Origin of the sequence: Streptomyces sp. CA-106110 (assembly GCF_050936285.1) — a bacterium.
Taxonomy (GTDB): domain Bacteria; phylum Actinomycetota; class Actinomycetes; order Streptomycetales; family Streptomycetaceae; genus Streptomyces.
Map to the genome: position 1 here is coordinate 11,100,267 of NZ_JBNJNB010000001.1, position 16,623 is coordinate 11,116,889.

16 protein-coding genes and 2 pseudogenes are annotated in these 16,623 nt (G+C 68.5%); 7 read left to right on the forward strand and 11 right to left on the reverse strand.

Annotated elements, in window-relative coordinates:
- Nucleotides 1–521 precede the first annotated feature (521 nt).
- Nucleotides 522–1,571, reverse strand: coding sequence for an aldo/keto reductase (locus tag ACQEXA_RS51180; RefSeq protein ID WP_432922924.1), 1,050 nt, complete (start codon nucleotides 1,569–1,571; stop codon nucleotides 522–524).
- Nucleotides 1,572–1,699: 128 nt separating this feature from the next.
- Complete coding sequence (locus ACQEXA_RS51185; RefSeq protein ID WP_433133448.1) at nucleotides 1,700–2,539, reverse strand: SDR family oxidoreductase; 840 nt, start codon at nucleotides 2,537–2,539, stop codon at nucleotides 1,700–1,702.
- Between the two features lie 455 nt (nucleotides 2,540–2,994).
- Between ACQEXA_RS51185 and ACQEXA_RS51190 the strand changes: the two genes are divergently transcribed.
- The 3 genes from ACQEXA_RS51190 to ACQEXA_RS51200 are packed head-to-tail and all read left to right on the forward strand — an operon-like array spanning nucleotide 2,995 to nucleotide 4,992.
- Nucleotides 2,995–3,189 carry a nuclear transport factor 2 family protein gene (locus ACQEXA_RS51190; protein WP_433133450.1) on the forward strand — a complete coding sequence of 65 codons (195 nt, stop codon included), beginning with the start codon at nucleotides 2,995–2,997 and terminating at the stop codon, nucleotides 3,187–3,189.
- 42 nt (nucleotides 3,190–3,231) lie between these two features.
- Nucleotides 3,232–4,758 carry an IS66 family transposase gene (tnpC, locus tag ACQEXA_RS51195; protein WP_432926078.1) on the forward strand — a complete coding sequence of 509 codons (1,527 nt, stop codon included), beginning with the start codon at nucleotides 3,232–3,234 and terminating at the stop codon, nucleotides 4,756–4,758.
- Nucleotides 4,759–4,782: 24 nt separating this feature from the next.
- Nucleotides 4,783–4,992 (forward strand): hypothetical protein, encoded by a 210-nt coding sequence (locus ACQEXA_RS51200; protein ID WP_433133452.1) that lies wholly within the window; start codon nucleotides 4,783–4,785, stop codon nucleotides 4,990–4,992.
- A 212-nt stretch (nucleotides 4,993–5,204) separates the two neighbouring features.
- Here the strand turns inward: ACQEXA_RS51200 and ACQEXA_RS51205 are convergent, their stop codons facing one another.
- From ACQEXA_RS51205 to ACQEXA_RS51215, 3 genes are read right to left on the reverse strand one after another with little or no spacing between them, the layout of a single operon-like run.
- Nucleotides 5,205–5,615 (reverse strand): SRPBCC family protein, encoded by a 411-nt coding sequence (locus ACQEXA_RS51205; protein WP_433133454.1) that lies wholly within the window; start codon nucleotides 5,613–5,615, stop codon nucleotides 5,205–5,207.
- 2 nt (nucleotides 5,616–5,617) lie between these two features.
- Nucleotides 5,618–5,965, reverse strand: coding sequence for an ArsR/SmtB family transcription factor (locus tag ACQEXA_RS51210; protein WP_432922912.1), 348 nt, complete (start codon nucleotides 5,963–5,965; stop codon nucleotides 5,618–5,620).
- A 12-nt stretch (nucleotides 5,966–5,977) separates the two neighbouring features.
- On the reverse strand, nucleotides 5,978–6,439 hold the full coding sequence (locus ACQEXA_RS51215; RefSeq protein WP_433133456.1) for an SRPBCC family protein: 462 nt from the start codon (nucleotides 6,437–6,439) through the stop codon (nucleotides 5,978–5,980).
- Nucleotides 6,440–6,591: 152 nt separating this feature from the next.
- Here ACQEXA_RS51215 and ACQEXA_RS51220 point away from each other — a divergent pair, with 152 nt between their 5' ends.
- Nucleotides 6,592–7,332: a VOC family protein gene (locus ACQEXA_RS51220; RefSeq protein ID WP_432922906.1), complete on the forward strand. Its 741-nt coding sequence runs from the start codon at nucleotides 6,592–6,594 to the stop codon at nucleotides 7,330–7,332.
- A gap of 402 nt (nucleotides 7,333–7,734) precedes the next feature.
- On the opposite strand, the gene ACQEXA_RS51225 is transcribed toward ACQEXA_RS51220, so the two are convergent.
- From ACQEXA_RS51225 to ACQEXA_RS51235, 3 genes are all read right to left on the reverse strand, one after another.
- Nucleotides 7,735–8,217 (reverse strand): SRPBCC family protein, encoded by a 483-nt coding sequence (locus ACQEXA_RS51225; RefSeq protein WP_432922903.1) that lies wholly within the window; start codon nucleotides 8,215–8,217, stop codon nucleotides 7,735–7,737.
- Nucleotides 8,214–8,537: an ArsR/SmtB family transcription factor gene (locus ACQEXA_RS51230; protein ID WP_359398647.1), complete on the reverse strand. Its 324-nt coding sequence runs from the start codon at nucleotides 8,535–8,537 to the stop codon at nucleotides 8,214–8,216. Before ACQEXA_RS51230 ends, ACQEXA_RS51225 begins: the two co-directional genes overlap by 4 nt.
- A gap of 112 nt (nucleotides 8,538–8,649) precedes the next feature.
- Nucleotides 8,650–8,832, reverse strand: coding sequence for a hypothetical protein (locus ACQEXA_RS51235; RefSeq protein ID WP_433133458.1), 183 nt, complete (start codon nucleotides 8,830–8,832; stop codon nucleotides 8,650–8,652).
- Nucleotides 8,833–9,262: 430 nt separating this feature from the next.
- On the opposite strand from ACQEXA_RS51235, the gene ACQEXA_RS51240 reads away from it, so the two are divergent.
- Together ACQEXA_RS51240 and ACQEXA_RS51245 are read left to right on the forward strand one after the other, a co-directional pair.
- Nucleotides 9,263–10,702: an NF041680 family putative transposase gene (locus ACQEXA_RS51240; protein ID WP_433128087.1), complete on the forward strand. Its 1,440-nt coding sequence runs from the start codon at nucleotides 9,263–9,265 to the stop codon at nucleotides 10,700–10,702.
- 239 nt (nucleotides 10,703–10,941) lie between these two features.
- Nucleotides 10,942–11,167: pseudogene (locus ACQEXA_RS51245) on the forward strand (IS5/IS1182 family transposase); the annotation flags it as partial.
- A 9-nt stretch (nucleotides 11,168–11,176) separates the two neighbouring features.
- On the opposite strand, the gene ACQEXA_RS51250 reads toward ACQEXA_RS51245, so the two are convergent.
- Complete coding sequence (locus ACQEXA_RS51250; RefSeq protein ID WP_433133460.1) at nucleotides 11,177–12,601, reverse strand: purine-cytosine permease family protein; 1,425 nt, start codon at nucleotides 12,599–12,601, stop codon at nucleotides 11,177–11,179.
- 686 nt (nucleotides 12,602–13,287) lie between these two features.
- Nucleotides 13,288–13,564: pseudogene (locus tag ACQEXA_RS51255) on the reverse strand (Pls/PosA family non-ribosomal peptide synthetase); the annotation flags it as partial.
- 97 nt (nucleotides 13,565–13,661) lie between these two features.
- On the opposite strand from ACQEXA_RS51255, the gene ACQEXA_RS51260 reads away from it, so the two are divergent.
- A complete protein-coding gene (locus ACQEXA_RS51260) occupies nucleotides 13,662–15,023 on the forward strand; it encodes an IS701 family transposase (protein WP_433133462.1) in 1,362 nt (453 codons plus the stop codon).
- 260 nt (nucleotides 15,024–15,283) lie between these two features.
- Here the strand turns inward: ACQEXA_RS51260 and ACQEXA_RS51265 are convergent, their stop codons facing one another.
- Nucleotides 15,284–16,612 carry an IS701 family transposase gene (locus ACQEXA_RS51265; protein ID WP_432933157.1) on the reverse strand — a complete coding sequence of 443 codons (1,329 nt, stop codon included), beginning with the start codon at nucleotides 16,610–16,612 and terminating at the stop codon, nucleotides 15,284–15,286.
- Nucleotides 16,613–16,623 lie beyond the last annotated feature (11 nt).

Consider the following 16,623-nt stretch of genomic DNA (forward strand, 5'->3'; position numbering starts at 1 on the left):
TCGCAGTGACGTCGTTTGCGTACGCACCGGGCAACTCGCGCGCTTGCGCCGGCACGGTTGGGGTGGATACGGGGATTGCCGCTGCCCGTGCCCTGGGGGCGCCGATCGACCCGCTGGCGCTCAATTGGGTCGCGGCCGTGCGGCATGGAGCGTAGGCCCGTCATCTGATGAATGCGCCGTATGTCTGTTTCGTTGCGGGCACCCTGGACCGCTGTCCCGGGCTGCGCATGATCCTGTTGTACGCCGGGGGAGGGGTTCTCTCCCTACCGCGCCTTCTGACCCCGCGCCGGCATCAGCAGTCCGACGCTGAAGGCACGTCAGCTGCGGAGCGCTCTGGGCTCGTTGCGCAACCCTGTACTTGGACTCGGCCCCGTACTTGGGCACAGCCGTGATCCGCGAACCGGCACGCGCTCGCTGGAGCAGTACGGCGAAGCCCGCGGTGAGTACGGCCTGGCAGCGATGCCCTGTGGTACCCACCCGTGAGGGGTGTGCACCACAGGGCGAGCCGTGTGCCGTGTCGGTCAGGCGTCGGCCCTGACACCGTTGATGATCGTTGTGCCCTGCTGGGCGGGGACGCCGAGAGCCTTGAGGAAGGGGAGGGGGAAGTTGAGGGCCGGGGCGGTGAGGACGTCGAGTTCGGTGAGGTGGTCGGGGGAGAGGGTGACGTCCAGGGAGGCCAGGTTGGCCTCGAGTTGTGCGACCGTACGGGCGCCGATGACCGTGGCCGTGGTCAAGGGCTGCTGGCGGACCCAAGCCAGCGAGACCGCGGCGACCGTGGTGTCCAGCTCCTTGGCGATGCGGGCGAGCACGTCGAGCAGAGCGAAGGTCTGCTCGTTGAGATGGTGGCCGACGAACATGCCGCGGCCGGCGCCCTCCGGGTTGTGATTCTCACGCGTGTACTTGCCGGTCAGCACGCCATTGGCGAGCGGACTCCAGGGCAGGACGCCGAGGCGGAGTTCCCGCGCGGCGCCGAACAGCTCGCCCTCGGAGGTGCGTTCCAGCAGCGAGTATTCGAGCTGGAGGGCGGCGACCGGGGCCCAGCCGCGCCACTCGGCGAGCGTCGCCATGCGGGCGACCGCCCAGGCAGGGCTGTCGGAGAGGCCCACATAGCGGACCTTGCCCTCGCGGACGAGATCGTCCAGCGTGGACATGGTCTCCTCCAGCGGTGTGTGCTGGTCCCAGTTGTGCTGCCAGTACAGGTCGATGTAGTCGGTGCCGAGCCGCTCCAGCGAGGCGTCGATGTGCTTGCGGATGGCCTTGCGGCTGGTGCCGCCGTTGTTCGGGTCGGTTGGGTCCATCGAGAGGGCGAACTTGGTCGCGATGACGAGCCGGTCCCGCTGATCCGGGTACTTGCGCAGGTACGAGCCGATCACCTGCTCGGAACGCCCCTCCATATAGCGGTTTGCGGTGTCGATGAAGTTGCCGCCCGCCTCGATGTAGCGCGCGAGGATGTCGAGCGAGGTCTGCTCGTCGGCGCCCCAGGAGGGGTCGCCGAAGGTCATCGTGCCCAGAGCCAGGGGGCTGACACGAAGACCGGTGCGTCCGAGCGTGCGGAAGTCGGTGAGGCTCACGGTGGGGTTTCCTTAACTCTGCTCTGAGGGTGCTGAGACCGTCGGTACAGCCGGCAGGACTGCCGCTGCCGGCACTTGTCCGGCGGGCCGGAGGGAGGGGCGCTGTTGAGGGACGTACGCCGGGTGGGCTACTGGTCGTAGTCGGTGGAGAAGGAGATGGACTTCGTGCTCTCGAGCTGGGCGAGCCGGCGCTGGAGTGCGGCCTGGATGGCCCCGTAGGAGTCGCTGCCGAGCGCAAGCCGCAGGGGGGCCGGGTTGATGTCCACGGAGTCGATGACCGCGGCCGCCACCTTCTCGGGGTCACCGCTTGCGTCGCCCGTCAGGTTGCCGCACGACGCCTCGATGTACTGGCGCATCTGGCCTACGGGCGTCGAGGCGTAGGCGGGGATCGGCGGGGCGATGGAGAGCGCGGCACCGAAGTCGGTGCGCACGACGCCAGGCTCCACCAGCGTGATCCCGATGCCGAACGGCGCGACCTCAGGGGCCACCGACTCCAGGAAGCCCTCCACACCCCACTTGGAAGCGTGGTACATGCTGGCGCCCGGCGAGGTGATCTGACCGCCCATGGTGGAGGTCTGGATGAATCGGCCGCCGCCCTGGGCGCGCAGGCGGGGGAATACGGCGCGGGCGAGCTGGATCGGGGCCACCAGGTTGAGGGCGATCTGCTGCTCGATCATCGAGTCCTCGAGCTCCTCGGCGGCACCGACGGCGCCGGAGCCGGCGTTGGAGAAGACGACGTCCACCTGACCAAGCTCCGCGAAGACTCGGTCGATCACGGCGCGCAGGGCCTCGGTGTCGGTGACGTCGAGCTGAGCCGTCCAGATCTGGTCGCCGTACTGTTCGGCCAGGTCGTTCAGGCGATCCCTGCGCCGTGGCACGGCGGCGACCTTGTCACCGCGCTTGAGAAGCTGCTCCGCGACCTTGCGGCCGATGCCCGACGACGCACCGGTGACCAACCATGTGCCCATGATCGTTGCTCCAAGCTGAATTTACTGACTGGGGTGACGGCGCTGTGACGCTGTATGACGCTGGCCCGTCGCTAAACTTGCATCCATCCGGTTGGTTGGAAATCTAGCGTGCCTCGTTCGAGAAAACAACCGGATGGTTTATTCGGTCGGGCTCCGCGCCCAGAGGCCAAGTGCCGGGCCGCCCTCTACGTCAGGCCGGCTCAACGATCGGGGTGCGGCACGCCGAAGGGATCTGCCTTCCAGTTGGGGCACCCGACTCTGTCGCGGGGGCCGACACGGTGCCCTGGGACACGAGCGGCAGCCGGCGGGAACGCACCCGTCGGAATTCCTCCACCGGCGTTCTACCGGCGTCCGGGCGGAATGGCCATCGCTGCCGCGCTCGTTGACGTCGGACAGGGCTGCTCGGCCGCAATGCGGCCAGTCCCGAACCGACCTGAAGCGAAGGAGTCGTCACCGTGACGGACATCGAGATTCCCCCCGCCATCCGCACGTTCATCGACGCGACCAACGAAGGCGATGCGGCGGCCTTTGTGGCCGCTTTCACCCCTGACGCGTATCTCAATGACTGGGGCCGTGAGTTCCACGGACGGGACGGCGTGAGTAGTTGGAACGTAAGCATTCACGTGGTCTGTCCGCTGGTGGCGAGTTGACGATGTGACAGGCCGTCGTGGTCTCTGGCACGCTGCGGGATCGTGTCTGTTGCTGCCGAGTCCGCCGCGTCGCGTGAGGACCTCCTCGCGCTGATTGCGCTGCTGCGCGAGCAGAACGTGGCGCTGGCCGAGCGGTGTGCACTGCTCGAAGAGCGGAACACTGTGCTGGAGACGCGGGCCGCACTGCTGGAGGACCAGAACGCGCAGCTCGCTGCCGCCAACGAGCGCCTGACGAAGCGGGTCGTGGAGTTGGAACGGCGGTTGAACCGCAACTCGGGCAACTCCAACTTCCCGCCCTCGCAGGACGTGTTCGGTCTGCCGAAGGACGACAAGCCCGAGGCGCAGCCGAAGGGCCAGGCCCGGCGGGGCAGGCGCAAGGGCGCGCCCGGTGCGGGGTTGGGCATGGTCGAGAATCCGGACCAGGTCGAGAACCATCGCCCGCGTGCCTGCGCGGACTGCGGCAGCCACTTGCGCGGCGCGCCCTCAGTCGGCTTCGCTCGCCGTCAGGTCAGCGACATCCCCCTGGTCACGGTGAAGGTCACCGAGTACCGGCTGCACAAGGTCCGCTGCGGCTGCGGGCACACCACCACAGCCGAGGCACCCGACCACCTGGCGGGCTCGCCCGCGTCCTACGGCCCGAACCTGCGCGCACTGGCGGTCTACCTGGTCGTCTTTCACCACGTCCCCGTCGAGCGGACCGCCCGGCTGATAGCCGACCTGACCGGCGCCGCGGTGTCCACCGGCTGGGTCAGCGGTATGGTCGCCGAGGCCGCCGAACTGACCGGCGACTCGCTGAACCTCATCAAAACCCTGCTGATGCTCGGCCACATCTTGCACGCGGACGAGACCACCACCCGGATCGGCGCCAAGCGCCGCTGGCTGCATGTGGCCTGTACCGAGCAACTGACCCACCTGGCCCTGGCGCCGCGCTCGCGTGAGGGCGCCAACTCCCTGGGCATCCTGCCGGGTTTCCGCGGCACGCTGGTCCACGACTCGCTCTCGCTCTACGCCGGCTACCCGGACGCGGACCACCAGTTGTGCGGCGCGCACCTGATCCGCGAGCTGACCGCCGCCGAGCAAGACCATCCCAAGCAGAAGTGGCACCAGCAGATCCACTGGGCCCTGGCGGGCCTGAACCGCCAGGCCCGGCGCGTCAGGGACGGCGAGAGAGCCGAGATCGGCCCCACCTCGCTGCTGTTCTACCAGCAGCACTACCACCGAGGCGTCACCGCCGGACTCGCGCTCCACCCCAGAGCCCCCGGCCGCAAGCAGTCCCCGGCCCGCAACCTGCTGGAACGGCTCCGCGACCAGGCGAACAACGTGCTCCGCTTCGCCGACCACCCCCGACACGTGCCCTTCACCAACAACACCGGCGAGAGAGCACTGCGACCGGTCAAGACCCAGGTCAAGATCTCCGGTTGCCACCAGTCCGAACACGGTGCCGCGGCCTGGCTCGCCGTGCGCTCATACCTCGACTCCGCCCGCAAGCACGGCCTGAACCCCTTCGACGCCATCCGCCGCGCCTTCACCGGCAACCTCTGGATGCCACCCATCGCCCTGGCCACCTGACCAGCAGATATCACACAGCGTCAAATGTCGACAGGCATTCCTTGTGAATGCTTACGTTGGAACGGCACTGACAACATCGGCGTCCAGGCGAACTTCGCCCTCAAGGGCGTTGAGAAGTCCTCCGAGGACACCTATGTGGTGACGCTGACCGTCTCGGGCAACGGCTACAACGGCACCGGCCCCATGACCTTCGTTCTGAAGGACGGGCTGATCGCGAGCCTGCGGATCAGCTAGATGCGCTGACCGCGAGCGTTGTTGACAGTCGAGGTTCTTGATCGTGGCGAAGGCCTCCGTGCGAGGTGGAGGTGTCGAATCTTCACCGCACGGAGGCCTCGGGCGCGACCCTGAACCTTGCGCCCCCACCCTTCAGTGCCGCTGGCAAGAACGTCGCGCCGGACTTCGGCATGGACGGATGCCCCCAGTCCGTACACCACCATGCAGCTGGTTCAGCCGGCCTCGACGCGCAGCCGCCCGAGCCGGTGCTCCCAGCCGGCGCGGTGGTTGCCGATGTGGGTGGACGGCAGGCCGCGGTGCGTGAGTACGACCAGCGTGTCGTCGCCGTCAGGTGTCAGCGTGACTTCGACGGTCGATCCGCCGGGCGGCAGCGCGTCGTTGCCGGGGATGCCCCAGCTGAACACGACGCGGTGCGGCGGCTCGACGGTGATGTAGGCGCCGCGGGCGACGACCTCGCCCATGTCGAGCGAGAACACGCCGCCGGGCTGCGGGTCGAGTTCGGCCCGGTCGCCGATCCACTCGACGATGAGCGCGGGGTCGGTGAAGTAGGGGAAGACCACCTCGGGCGGTGCCTTGATGTGCTCGGTCGCGACGATGACGTCATTGCGGATCTGAGCGGTCACGGCTACCTCTTCGGTGGTCGGGGATGGGCCGTCTCGACGGCCTTCTTCAGGCGGCTGAGGGCGTCGGGCCAGAACTCGGAGAGTAGCTCGCGTACCGGCTCGAGCGACTCGTGGCGCAGCGTGTAGAGGCGGCGGGTTCCCTCGCGGCGCTCGGTGAGGAGGCCGGCCTGTTTGAGCACGCCGATGTGCTGGCTGACCGCCTGCTGGGTGAGGGTGAAGCTCGCCGCGATCTGGCCCGCAGGTAGCTCGGCGTGTTGGACGAGGCGCAGGATCTGTCGGCGGTGCGGGTCGGCGAGCGCCCGCAGCACCGCATCGGGTGCCGCGGGCGTCGACTGCTTCGACTCTGCCATCGGACCAGGGTCTCAAGCCCCGAACGGGGTGCCGATGCCGGTCTTGGCATAGGTCTCGATGCTCGCCATGAAGTACGTCCAGCCGGCGACACAGGAGTCCCAGCACTCGAGCTGCGGGGTCAGGCCGGCGTGCCGGAAACGGAGCTCGGTGCCGGTGTCGGCGGCGACGATGTCGAACTCCATCGTCGTGCCGAGCCACTCCTGCGTGTGCCCGGTTGGGGTGGTCCCGTCGGGCGCGATGGACTCCCAGACCACGCGGGTGGGTCCGGCTTCGAGGACGCGCATCGCGTTGACGCCGTAGTCGCCGAAGCTGGTGACGAGCGTGCCGCCGACTGCTCCATCGCCCTCGGTCGGGCCCCACCAGCGGCTGACGCCGGCGGCGGAGGTGAAGAGCGCCGACACGGCGTCGGGGCTGGAGGGGAGGTTCAAGACCGCGCTGAAGTCCTCGGTCCGCGTGCTGGTGGTGCTGGTCATCCCGGTCTCCTTCCGGATGCACAAGCGATCTCTTGTACAAGCTGTTGCTTGTAAAGCTAGGTAGGACTCTGTCGCCTGTCAAGAGGTCATGGCTTACGGCGAGTCGTGGCCATTCGGATGTGTGTGCAGTGCGGGTGCATAGGATCGCCGACATGGCACTGCGACCAGTTCAGGTGAACATCAAGGCTCGTGATGGCGCGGCGGTCGGCCGGTTCTGGGCGGAGTCGCTCGGCTGGAGTGCTTACAGCCCCGGCGTGACGACCTACGTCGGACCCGGCGGCGGCCTCGTTTGGCCGGACCCGGTCGCCGTCTGCGTCGACGTCGTTCCCGTCCCGGAGCCCAAGACGGCGACAAAGAACCGTGTGCACCTCGATCTCGCCACCAGCTCTGCGGACCATCAGGCGGAGTTGGTCGCGCGCCTCCAGGCTCTGGGGGCGACGCCCGCCCACGTGGGCCAGGGCAATGTGCCGTGGACGGTCCTCGCCGACCCCGAGGGCAACGAGTTCTGCGTGCTGGAGCCCCGGGAGATCTACCGGGACACCGGACCGATCGCCGCGGTGGTGGTCGACTGCGAGGATCCGCGGGCCATGGCCCGGTTCTGGGGTGAGGCGATGGACTGGACCCTGCATGAGGTGACCGACGCTCATGCGGCGTTGCGCTCCGCCAAGGGTGTCGGCCCGTATCTCGAGTTCCTCCGCACGCCCGACGTGAAGACCGTGCCAGACCGCGTCCATCTTGACCTGCTGCCGTACCCCGGTGACGACAAGGCAGCGGAGGTGGCCCGGCTGCGGGCCCTCGGCGCCACCGACCTCGACCTCGGCCAGGGCGACGTCCCGTGGACGTGCCTGGCCGACCCGGAGGGCCACGAGTTCTGCGTCCTCGCCCCGTCCTGACGCGGAGCCTTGACGACACCGCGACATGTGAGCCTTGTGCGCTGATGCGCCATGACCCCAGGTGAGTTGGGTTGTGGCGTCTCGGTCGATTCGAGCGGCGAGGACTTGCGTGTCGGGGCCGAGATCAGCTTGCTCGCCGAGCACAACACTCAACTCGCCAACTGAAGCGCTGAGTTACATCCCGTGGTGACTGAGCACGCCGGCTGACCTCACGAATCTCCGCGAGAATCCAGCGATCCGGACGCCTCAGGCCGCTTTCCCAGAGCGCCCTGGGCACGGCGCGGACGGGCGGTGGCCGCGCTCCATCGGCGAGGCCACCGCCCGTCCATCTCCCACGTTCCGGGCAGGGCGATGCCGGTCGGCCTCTCCTCACCTCCCGGGATCACGCGTGATGGACGGCCTTCAGCTGCCGGATCCGAGCAGGGCGGCGTAGCGAGCCAGGTACAGCGGCCAGCCGGCGTCATCGGCGACACCACCGGCGACAGCCTGCCAGCCGGGGCCGTGCCGGTCGATGTTGCGGTGCTCCAGCTCCACCCTGGTGCGCTCCGGGGCCTCGGCGACGAACCGGACCTCGACCTCGCTGGTGTTCTCCGGTTCGGTCTCGATCTGCCACTGGGGGTCGATGTCCCAGCTGAACACCACCCGGTCCGGCGGCTCGTAGGCGAGGACGCGCGCCCAGCGGCACTCGCTGCCGTCCACGCCGCGATCGTAGATATGGCCGCCGACCTTCGGCTCGAACACGGTCTCGGCGATCTCCACCGCGAGAAGGTTGTGCTCCGGCGGCTTGAAGTCGCCGAACCGCTCCGTGAACACGGTGAACGCCCGCTCGAGCGGCGCGTCGACCACAATCTCCCTGCGGACCACGGTGGCGGCTTCCTGGGTCATGAATTTTCCTCTTCCGGTTCTTCGGCGACGTCCTGGTAGCCGGCCAACGCCCGGTTCCAGAACGTCTCGAGTTGATCGCGCAGCGCGGCCACGCCGGCCGGGTTGAGCCGGTAGATCCGGCGAGTGCCGTCCGCTCGCTCGCTCACGAGCCCGGCGTTCTTCAGCACCTTCAGGTGCTGGGACACCGCCGGTCGGCTGACCGGGAGCTCGTCGGCGAGTTCGCCGACGGCGCGCGGCCTGTCAGCCAGGCGCTCGACGATGGCGCGCCTGGTGGGATCCCCCAGAGCGCCCAGCGGATCGCCAGCTTGGTAAGTACCCACGAACGGTAAGTATTGACTTACGGAGGTGGGCGCGTCAAGGCCATCGCCCGGGAAGATCGCTCCTCAACATGCCGCCGATCGGTGGTTCCGCCTGCCGGAGCGACCCTCGCGTTCAGGGCTTGATCACCACCGTCACGACCGTTGCCCGCGTCTCCAGCGCCCGGCGGGCAGCGGCCACCTCCGCGAGCGAGAAGCGCTGGACGGCCGGTGCGGGGCAGCCGGCCGCGGCCATGGCGAGGCGCGCAGCTCCAAGGCGCGTACCGAGTGGGGACGGCCCGCTTTCCGGACGCTGCATCTCAGATTCGGCGCGCTGGACGCTCTCGCTGTCCACTGAGGCCGTCAAGAGCGACCCTCACCGATCACGGTGCAGTGGTGAACGGTCTCGACCAGATGTGCTGAGCCGCAGCGAGGTCCAGTTCACCCTCGAGGGCACCGACCATGCCGGCCACAAGAAGCAGGGCAGCGTGATCCGCCGGTAGATCAACGGGCGGCACCGGCATGCCACCGGTGAGCGCCTACAGGAATTCATCGACGCGGCGAACGTTGCCTGACGCGACACTCCTGAACTTGATGGGTGATGTCGGGGTCGTACGCCCGCTGAGCTTGATCTTTAACCTCGGCAAGATCGTTTCTTGTCGGGGTTCTTGATTCGCCGGACAGAGGGCGCGGCCGTCCTTGAGGCTTCGGAGTGTCGAGCAACGAAGCACCAAGAAACGGCCGCTGTGATGAGTGTTCTGGATGACGCCGCCCGCGTCGAGTCGCTGTCCGTGTTGTCCTGCTTCCGTGAGGACTTCCATGCCTGCCTGTCCCGGCGGGCGGATGCACTGTTCGAGCTGACGGATGCGGTTCTGTGTGCCGACGGCCCGGTCACCTCGCTGGTCGACCTGACGCTGGTGGCGGAGCACCAGCGGGGACACGGCGCGATGTACGACGCGCTGAACTGCGGGCGCCTCCAGGTGGAACGTCTGCGCCGGTCGTTGGCGTCCCTGCCGCTACCCAGGGCGGCCGATGGGAGGATCGTGCTGGCGGTCGATGTCTCGCCGTGGCTGCGGCCCGATGCGCCGACCAGCGCGGAGCGGCTGTTCTGTCATGTCTACGGGCGGGCCAAGAGCAACTCGCAGTTCATCCCGGGCTGGCCCTACTCTTTCGTCGCTGCCTTGGAGACCGGACGCACATCCTGGACCGCGCTGCTGGACGCGGTGCGGCTGGGCCCGGCCGACGACGCCACTGCGGTGACCGCCGCCCAGCTCCGCGAAGTTGTCGACCGGATCATCGCTGCAGGGCACTGGAGCGACGGTGACCCGGACATCCTGATTGTGATGGACGCCGGCTACGACGTCACCCGCCTCGCTTTCGTCCTCACGGACCTGCCGGTCGAGCTGGTGGGCCGTCTCCGCTCCGACCGGGTGCTGCTTCGACCCGCACCACCGCACCGTTACAGCCCCAAGGGGGGCCGGCCCCGCAAGCACGGCGGAACCTTCACCCTGGCCAAGTCCGACACCTGGCACGAGCCGGAGGTGGCGACCGTCACCGACACCACCCGCTATGGGAAAGCCGAGGCGATGGCATGGGACCGGATGCATCCCCGGCTCACCCACCGCGGGCCCTGGCTGGACCACGAGGGCGACCTCCCCGTTCTGCATGGCACGTTGATCCGCCTCAGGGTCGAGTACCTGCCCGGTGACCGTGACCCCAAGCCGGTCTGGCTGTGGTCGTCGGTCACCGGTGCGAGCGCTGGACTGGTCGATGTGTTCTGGCAGGCCTTCCTGCGAAGGTTCGATCTTGAACACACCTTCAGGATGATCAAGCAGACGCTCGGCTGGACCCGTCCGAAGGTCCGTGAGCCCGATACGGCGGACCGCTGGACCTGGCTGGTCATCATCGCCCACACGCAGCTCCGGCTCGCCCGCCCACTCGCCGAGGATCTTCGCCGCCCCTGGGAGAAGCCCGCCGAGCCGGGGCGGCTCACGCCCGCGCGGGTGCGGCGGGGGTTTCGGAACCTCCGAGCGAAGACGGCCCGTCCGGCGGCCGCACCCAAACCTTCCCGGCCCGGCCCCGGACGCCCGACCGGCTCGAAGAACCGCCGCCGGGCACCCAACCACGACGTCGGTAAAACCGTGAAACGCGATCTCAGCATCGCGGAACACAAGAACCGTGCAGGTTAAAGATCAAGCTGAGAGTCGCTGTGTGATCCGGTAGGTCTGGGGTGTGAGGTACACACAGTGCGGCTGGCTGGCCGACACTGGGAGGGCTGCGGGAGAGCGGTTGTGACTGCAGGCCGTGGGGCGCGCTGAGGGGCTTCCCCACCCTGCTCTTGGGGAAGCCCCGCTACGTCGTCGAGCCGACCTTTGCACTCCCGCACCACGTGAAGCGCCTGGCCGCCGCGGTGATGCCGAAGCATCGGTTACGTGGCGAGCGCATCGGCGTCCGCATCGCGCGCAAAGGAGTCGAGTCCAGGGAACGACTGGGGCGCAGCGGATGGGTCATCGAGCGCACCTTCTCCCAGCTGACCGGCTACCGGGGGCTCAAGCACCGCTACGAGCGCCATGCCCGGAACTCCCCGGCCTTGCTCGGACTCGCTCGCAGCAACCATCTGCCGCTGCGAGCGCCTGATCCGCCTCACCGCATAGGGCTCGGCCTTATACAGCCTCGGCCTCGGCCTTGGGGCTGGCCCCCGTCATGGTGTTGGGCTGGTTCCCCGTCGGCAGGGGCGGGTTTCGCCGGGCCAGCAGCCAGTACAGCAGCGCGGGCGCCACGAGACCGACGATCCAGGAGATGTCCGCGCCGCCCAGCGGGGCGACCAGCGGGCCCGTGTAGAAGGCCGTGGAGAGCAACGGCAGTTGGGCGAGCAGACCCACCGCGTAGACCCCGAGCGCGTCCCAGCGCCAGGCACCGTAGCGGCCCGCGGGGTCGAAGAGCGCCGGGATGTCGTACCGCTCCTTCGAGATCAGGTAGTAGTCGACCAGGTTGATGGCCGACCACGGCGTGAAGAAGGTCAGCAGGAAGAGCAGGAAGTCCTTGAACGAGGCCAGGAAGCTGTCCTTGCCGAGGAGCGCGACCGCCGTGCCCGCGATCATGATCAGAGCGATGTACGCGGCCCGACCGCGCTGCGAGAGCACGCGTTGGCCGCGGAATCCGCTGACGCTGGTGACCATCGACATGAAGCCGCCGTACGTGTTGAGCACGTTGACGGTCAGCTTGCCGAGCGCGATCACGAAGTAGAGGAACGACGCGATCAGGCCCGCGCCGCCGAGGCCGACGACGTAGCCGACCTGGTTGGCGAGGAACTTGTCGCCCGCCGTCGCCGCCACCAGCACGCCGAACGTCATCGACCACTGTGAGCCGAGCGCCGAACCCGACAGGGTCCACCAGAAGGTCGCCCGGCCGGAGGTGGCGCGCGGCAGATAGCGCGAGTAGTCCGCCACGTACGGTCCGAACGCGAGTTGCCAGGACGCCGACAGCGACATCGCGAGCAGGAACATCGGCAGCGAGAAGTGCGCGTTGTGCAGCAGCGTCGACAGGTCCACGTGGTCGAGCAGTCGTATGGCCAGGTAGATGAAGGCGAGCGCGCAGACGACGCTCGCGAACCGGCCGAGGGCGTGGATGACGCGGTAGCCGACGGCCGCCGTGACCGCCGTGACCACGGCGAAGATCACGATGCCTGAGGTGTGGCTCGTGTGGGTGAGCTCGCCGACCGCCTGACCCGCGAGCACCGTGCCGCTCGCGAAGAACCCGACGTACATCAGGATCACGAGCAGCAGCGGGACCACTGCGCCGCGCACGCCGAACTGGGCGCGCGACTGGATCATCTGCGGGAGGCCCAGCTTGGGACCCTGCGCGGAGTGCAGCGCCATCACGGCGCCGCCCAGCAAGTTGCCCACCACCAGGCCGACCAGCGACCAGACGACGTCCCCGCCGAAGACGACGGCGAGTGCACCGGTCACCACGGCGGTGATCTGAAGGTTGGCACCGAGCCAGAGTGTGAACTGTGAGAAGGCGGTCCCGTGTCGTTCCTCGTCCGGTACGACATCGATGGAGCGCTGCTCGACAAGAGCCTCTGCCATGATCCGTTGTCTCTCCTCGGTCCTGTTGCCGACGGACCTAGGGTTGCCGGGCCTGCATAACGTCATGCAGAGTTCTTGATGACTGAATAGATTGTCAAGAGGGAGCACGTCATGAGCCTGGAAGAGGATCTTCCGTCCTGACTTCGCAGGTCGAGTGGGGTGACCTGGCGGTGGTTCGGCGTGAGTGACCCTGTCGTCGGCCGTGATCACTCAACTTGATCGTCTGTCATCGGGTGATCTCCAGCCCGGTCCCGGACGAGCAGGGCCAGAAGCAGGGCGGTGGTTGCAGCACATCTACGACGCCTGGATCATCACCGTCCCGCTGCACGTCACAACAGGCCAGGACGCGCCCCATGCCTGCCGGCGAGACAGAGCAGGACGCCCCTCCGGCGCTGCCCCCGGATCCGGGGCGGACAAGCCGTCACCGCGGCGTGCATCGCCAGCAGTCCCGGGCTCACCCGCGCTCCCAGATCATGTGCCGGCCACGCACCTTGGCCGCCACGGCGTCAGGCACCGCCGCCACGGACTCGAACACGCCTACCACCGGCTCCCGCACCCACCGGGGAACCGCAGTTAATCGGCCGGCGGCCAGCACACCGCCCAAGACGCACGTCCCGCTATGCGTGCGATCCCATGGTGCGGCCTTCCTCAATTCTCCGTCGCGGCGCCGCCCGCCGAGGACGTAGCTACTGCCAGTGCCGGGCCGATGCCGCGGGTCTCCCCGGGAGTATCCGGCATCTGAGCTGCGGGGTTTCCACCCCAGCGTGCGCGCGAGGGGACTTCTTCGCCTTTCATGAGGAAGGAGTCGGGCGCCAGCACGACGCCGTCACCCATTGTCACGCTGTAATGCACAAGGGCGCCGACTCCGAGGGTGCAGCCTGCGCCGAGGGTGCTGTAGTCGGACTTGAAGGTGCCGTCCTCCTGCGAATGACACTGGATCTTGGTCCCCGCATTGACACGGCAGCTGTAGATAGCTCTGCCTGGTATTCATCGCGGCTGGTCAGCGGGGTGACAGGGGTGGGTGTGGGCGTGAGGACGGCCGCCTCGATCATGACGTGGTGTGACGCAACATCAGGACGAGACGGCCGCTTCGGCCACGGTAGACCATGAGGGCCACGAGGCCGCGTTCGGGGCCTTGTTGGCCTCGTTGTCCGACTGCTTCGCCCGCTCCGAGAGCAGGGAGACGTTCGCGCGGATGACTAGGGGCATGCTGATGGAGCTCGAGGACGTCAACTGCTGGAGCCTGGCCGAAGCGATCGGTGAGCGGGGCCCGCACCGCCTGCACCATCTGCTGTCCCGCGCGGTATGGGACGAACAAGCGGTGCTCGAGCGGACGGCGGACTGGGCCGTGGACCTGCTCGACGACGGCGACGGGGTCCTGATCGCGGATGAGACGGGGGACGCGAAGTCCTCGACCGACGCGGTGGCCGCGGCCCGCCAGTACTCCGGCTCGGTCGGCGGCGTGGCTCTGTGCCAGGTCGCGGTGCACCTCACCTTCGCCACGGCCGCCGGGCACTGCCTGATCGACCGGCGCCTGTACTTCACCAGGGAGTGGGCCGGCGACGAGGAGCGTCGTGAACTGACCGGTGTTCCCGACGAGCTGTGCTTTGCAAGCAAGCCGCAACTCGCGGCCCACATGCTCCGCGCCGCCGGTCAGCAGGGCATATCTGCATCCTTCTTCCTGGGTGACGAGGTCTACGGAGGGCGGGAGCTGCGTACCACCTGCCGCGAGCTGGGCCTGGGCTACGTCGTGGCAGTGCGCTCCAACCACCAGGTCACCACCCCGGCCGCGAAGCTGAGCGTGACCCAGGCCGCTAGCCGGCTGCCGAAGCGGGCCTGGCAGCGGATGCGGACCGGCGCGGGGCAGAAGGGCATACGCGACTACGACTGGGCGATGATCGAGGTCACTGCCGACGACACCCCCGACGGACACGACCGCGACGCGGGGACGTCCGTATTGCTGGTCCGCCGGCACCGCTATACCCGCACCGTGTCCTACTACCGCTGCTTCGCCCCCGGGCCGGTGACGCTGGCAAGACTGGTGTCACTGGTGTGCCGCAGGTGGCGGGTAGAGGACGACTTCCAGGATGCGAAGGAGGTCTGCCACCTCGACAAAGGCCAGGTCACCTGCTGGAACTCCTGGCACCGCTGGAGCGTGATCGCCCTGGTCGCCTACGCCTTCCTGGCCGTCGCCGCTGCCCTCGAACGTGCCGCCCAGACCGGCCGGAACGATCCTGCCGAGGCCGACCTCGTCCCCCTCAGCAGCCACGAACTTCTCCGCCTGCTACGGGCCTTGATCCTTCCGCCATCCCGACGAGGCCCCGAACACCTGCTGTGGTGGTCCACCTGGCGCCGCCGCCATCAACACCGCGCCCGCCTCTGCCACCGCCGTTGGCACGCGTACGCCGACACCACACCATGATCAGAAAGCTCAGCAGCAGCTATCTACAGCTGCCGTGATTGACCCTTCAGTTGGAGATCAGCGGCCCCGCTGTAGTTTGAGGACCGGTGGGTGGCGGCCGTGCCGTGGGGTGTTCGGCTTCGCGGGCACGGTTGCGCCGCCTGTGACAGGCGCGGGCGACGGCCTGGTGGCAGCGTCGCCACCAGGACCAGTGCAGGCCGTGGCGGATCCGCTCGGCCGGGGTGGGCTGGGGTGCCATCACCCACAGCAGTCGGGCGATTTCATACGCCGTGAACGCGATAGCGGCGGTGCCGGTAGGGCTGGTGGGATCGGCGAGGTCCCCCTGTGTGGCCGGGAGGCGTGTCCAAGCTGGCGTGCAGGATCTCCGCGACGCGGTCGGGGCCGGGGGCGGGCTCCTCGTCGCGGGTGGCGGCCGCGGCCTGGACAGCCAGGAAGGCCGCGGCCAGCTGGGCCAGGGTGATGTGCCGGTACCAGCCGTGGAAGGAACGCACCTCGTAATCGGCCATCCCGGCGGCCGACTTCGCGAGCTTGATCGCTTCCTCCACTCGCCAGCGGGCCCCGGGTACACAGACCAGCTCTTCCACGGTGGTCTCGGGCGGGCCCCAGGCCAGGTAGTAGTCGCGCCCGGTGGGGGTCTGCGGCCGTCGCCGGGCGATGAACCACCGCGCCCACGCCCCGTCGCCGGTCTCCGCCTCAGGGTCGGGGATAGGGCGTACCCACCACTGCCAGACGCGGGAGTCGAGCTGGGAGGGGCCGGCCGGCAGGGTGACCCAGTCGTCCTCGGCGGCGTGCCGCTCCACCAGCCTCGCGGCGTGCCGCCAGCCGGGACGGGGCAGCACCGTGTGGTTGGCCTGCACGTTCACCGCGTAGGGCAGATGGTGCTCCTCCAGGAAGACGCGGAAGGCGCCGTCGCGTCCATAGACCTCATCGGCGGCCACCCACACCCGGTCCTCGGGAAGGTTGGGCAGCGTACGGGCGATCATCTGCTCGGCCAGGCGGGGCTTGGTGGCGAAACCGACGGTGTCGGGGACGTGTGCGGCGCGGCAGCGGGCCCGGTCCTCGGTCCATTCCCGGGGCTGGTAGATCTCCCGGTCGATCAGTGCCTGCCCGCGTCCGGTGGCCCAGGCGGCCATCACCCCGATCTGGCACGGGAAGACCCCGCCGAGCGTGCCGGAGTACTGCCTGGCCACCCCGACCGAGGCCCGGCCCTTCTTGGCGAAGCCGGTCTCGTCGACCACCAAAACCCCCGCTCCGCCGGGCCCAGCTCCCCTCCCGCCGTCGTCCAGGCCATCGATGACGTAGCGTCGGGTGAAGTCCCGCAGCGCATCGACGTCCCAGACCGAGCGGTCCAGCAGATGCTGCTGCCCCCACGGCTCGGCGTCGCCGCCGTACTCGGCAAGCTGCCAGCCATTCTTGCGTGACACCGGGGAGAGCAGGCCGCGGATGCACCGCGCGGCCCGCATCCGCAGATCCGCCCGCGGGAAGATCCCGCCAACCTCCACCAGCAGGTTCTCCAACTGATCGGAGAACTCCTCGGCCCGCTCCCGATCGGTGATCTCCGGCATAATGTCCAGTAACTCCGCCTTCATACAAGGCAGTT

Coding starts and splice junctions, on each gene's coding strand:
- ACQEXA_RS51250 (WP_433133460.1), bottom strand. CDS start 12,601: ATGGCAGAGGCTCTTGTCGAGCAGCGCTCCATCGATGTCGTACCGGAC.
- ACQEXA_RS51235 (WP_433133458.1), bottom strand. CDS start 8,832: ATGCAGCGTCCGGAAAGCGGGCCGTCCCCACTCGGTACGCGCCTTGGA.
- ACQEXA_RS51220 (WP_432922906.1), top strand. CDS start 6,592: ATGGCACTGCGACCAGTTCAGGTGAACATCAAGGCTCGTGATGGCGCG.
- ACQEXA_RS51185 (WP_433133448.1), bottom strand. CDS start 2,539: ATGGGCACATGGTTGGTCACCGGTGCGTCGTCGGGCATCGGCCGCAAG.
- ACQEXA_RS51210 (WP_432922912.1), bottom strand. CDS start 5,965: ATGGCAGAGTCGAAGCAGTCGACGCCCGCGGCACCCGATGCGGTGCTG.
- ACQEXA_RS51215 (WP_433133456.1), bottom strand. CDS start 6,439: ATGACCAGCACCACCAGCACGCGGACCGAGGACTTCAGCGCGGTCTTG.
- ACQEXA_RS51240 (WP_433128087.1), top strand. CDS start 9,263: ATGAGTGTTCTGGATGACGCCGCCCGCGTCGAGTCGCTGTCCGTGTTG.
- ACQEXA_RS51225 (WP_432922903.1), bottom strand. CDS start 8,217: ATGACCCAGGAAGCCGCCACCGTGGTCCGCAGGGAGATTGTGGTCGAC.
- ACQEXA_RS51265 (WP_432933157.1), bottom strand. CDS start 16,612: ATGAAGGCGGAGTTACTGGACATTATGCCGGAGATCACCGATCGGGAG.
- ACQEXA_RS51200 (WP_433133452.1), top strand. CDS start 4,783: ATGTCGACAGGCATTCCTTGTGAATGCTTACGTTGGAACGGCACTGAC.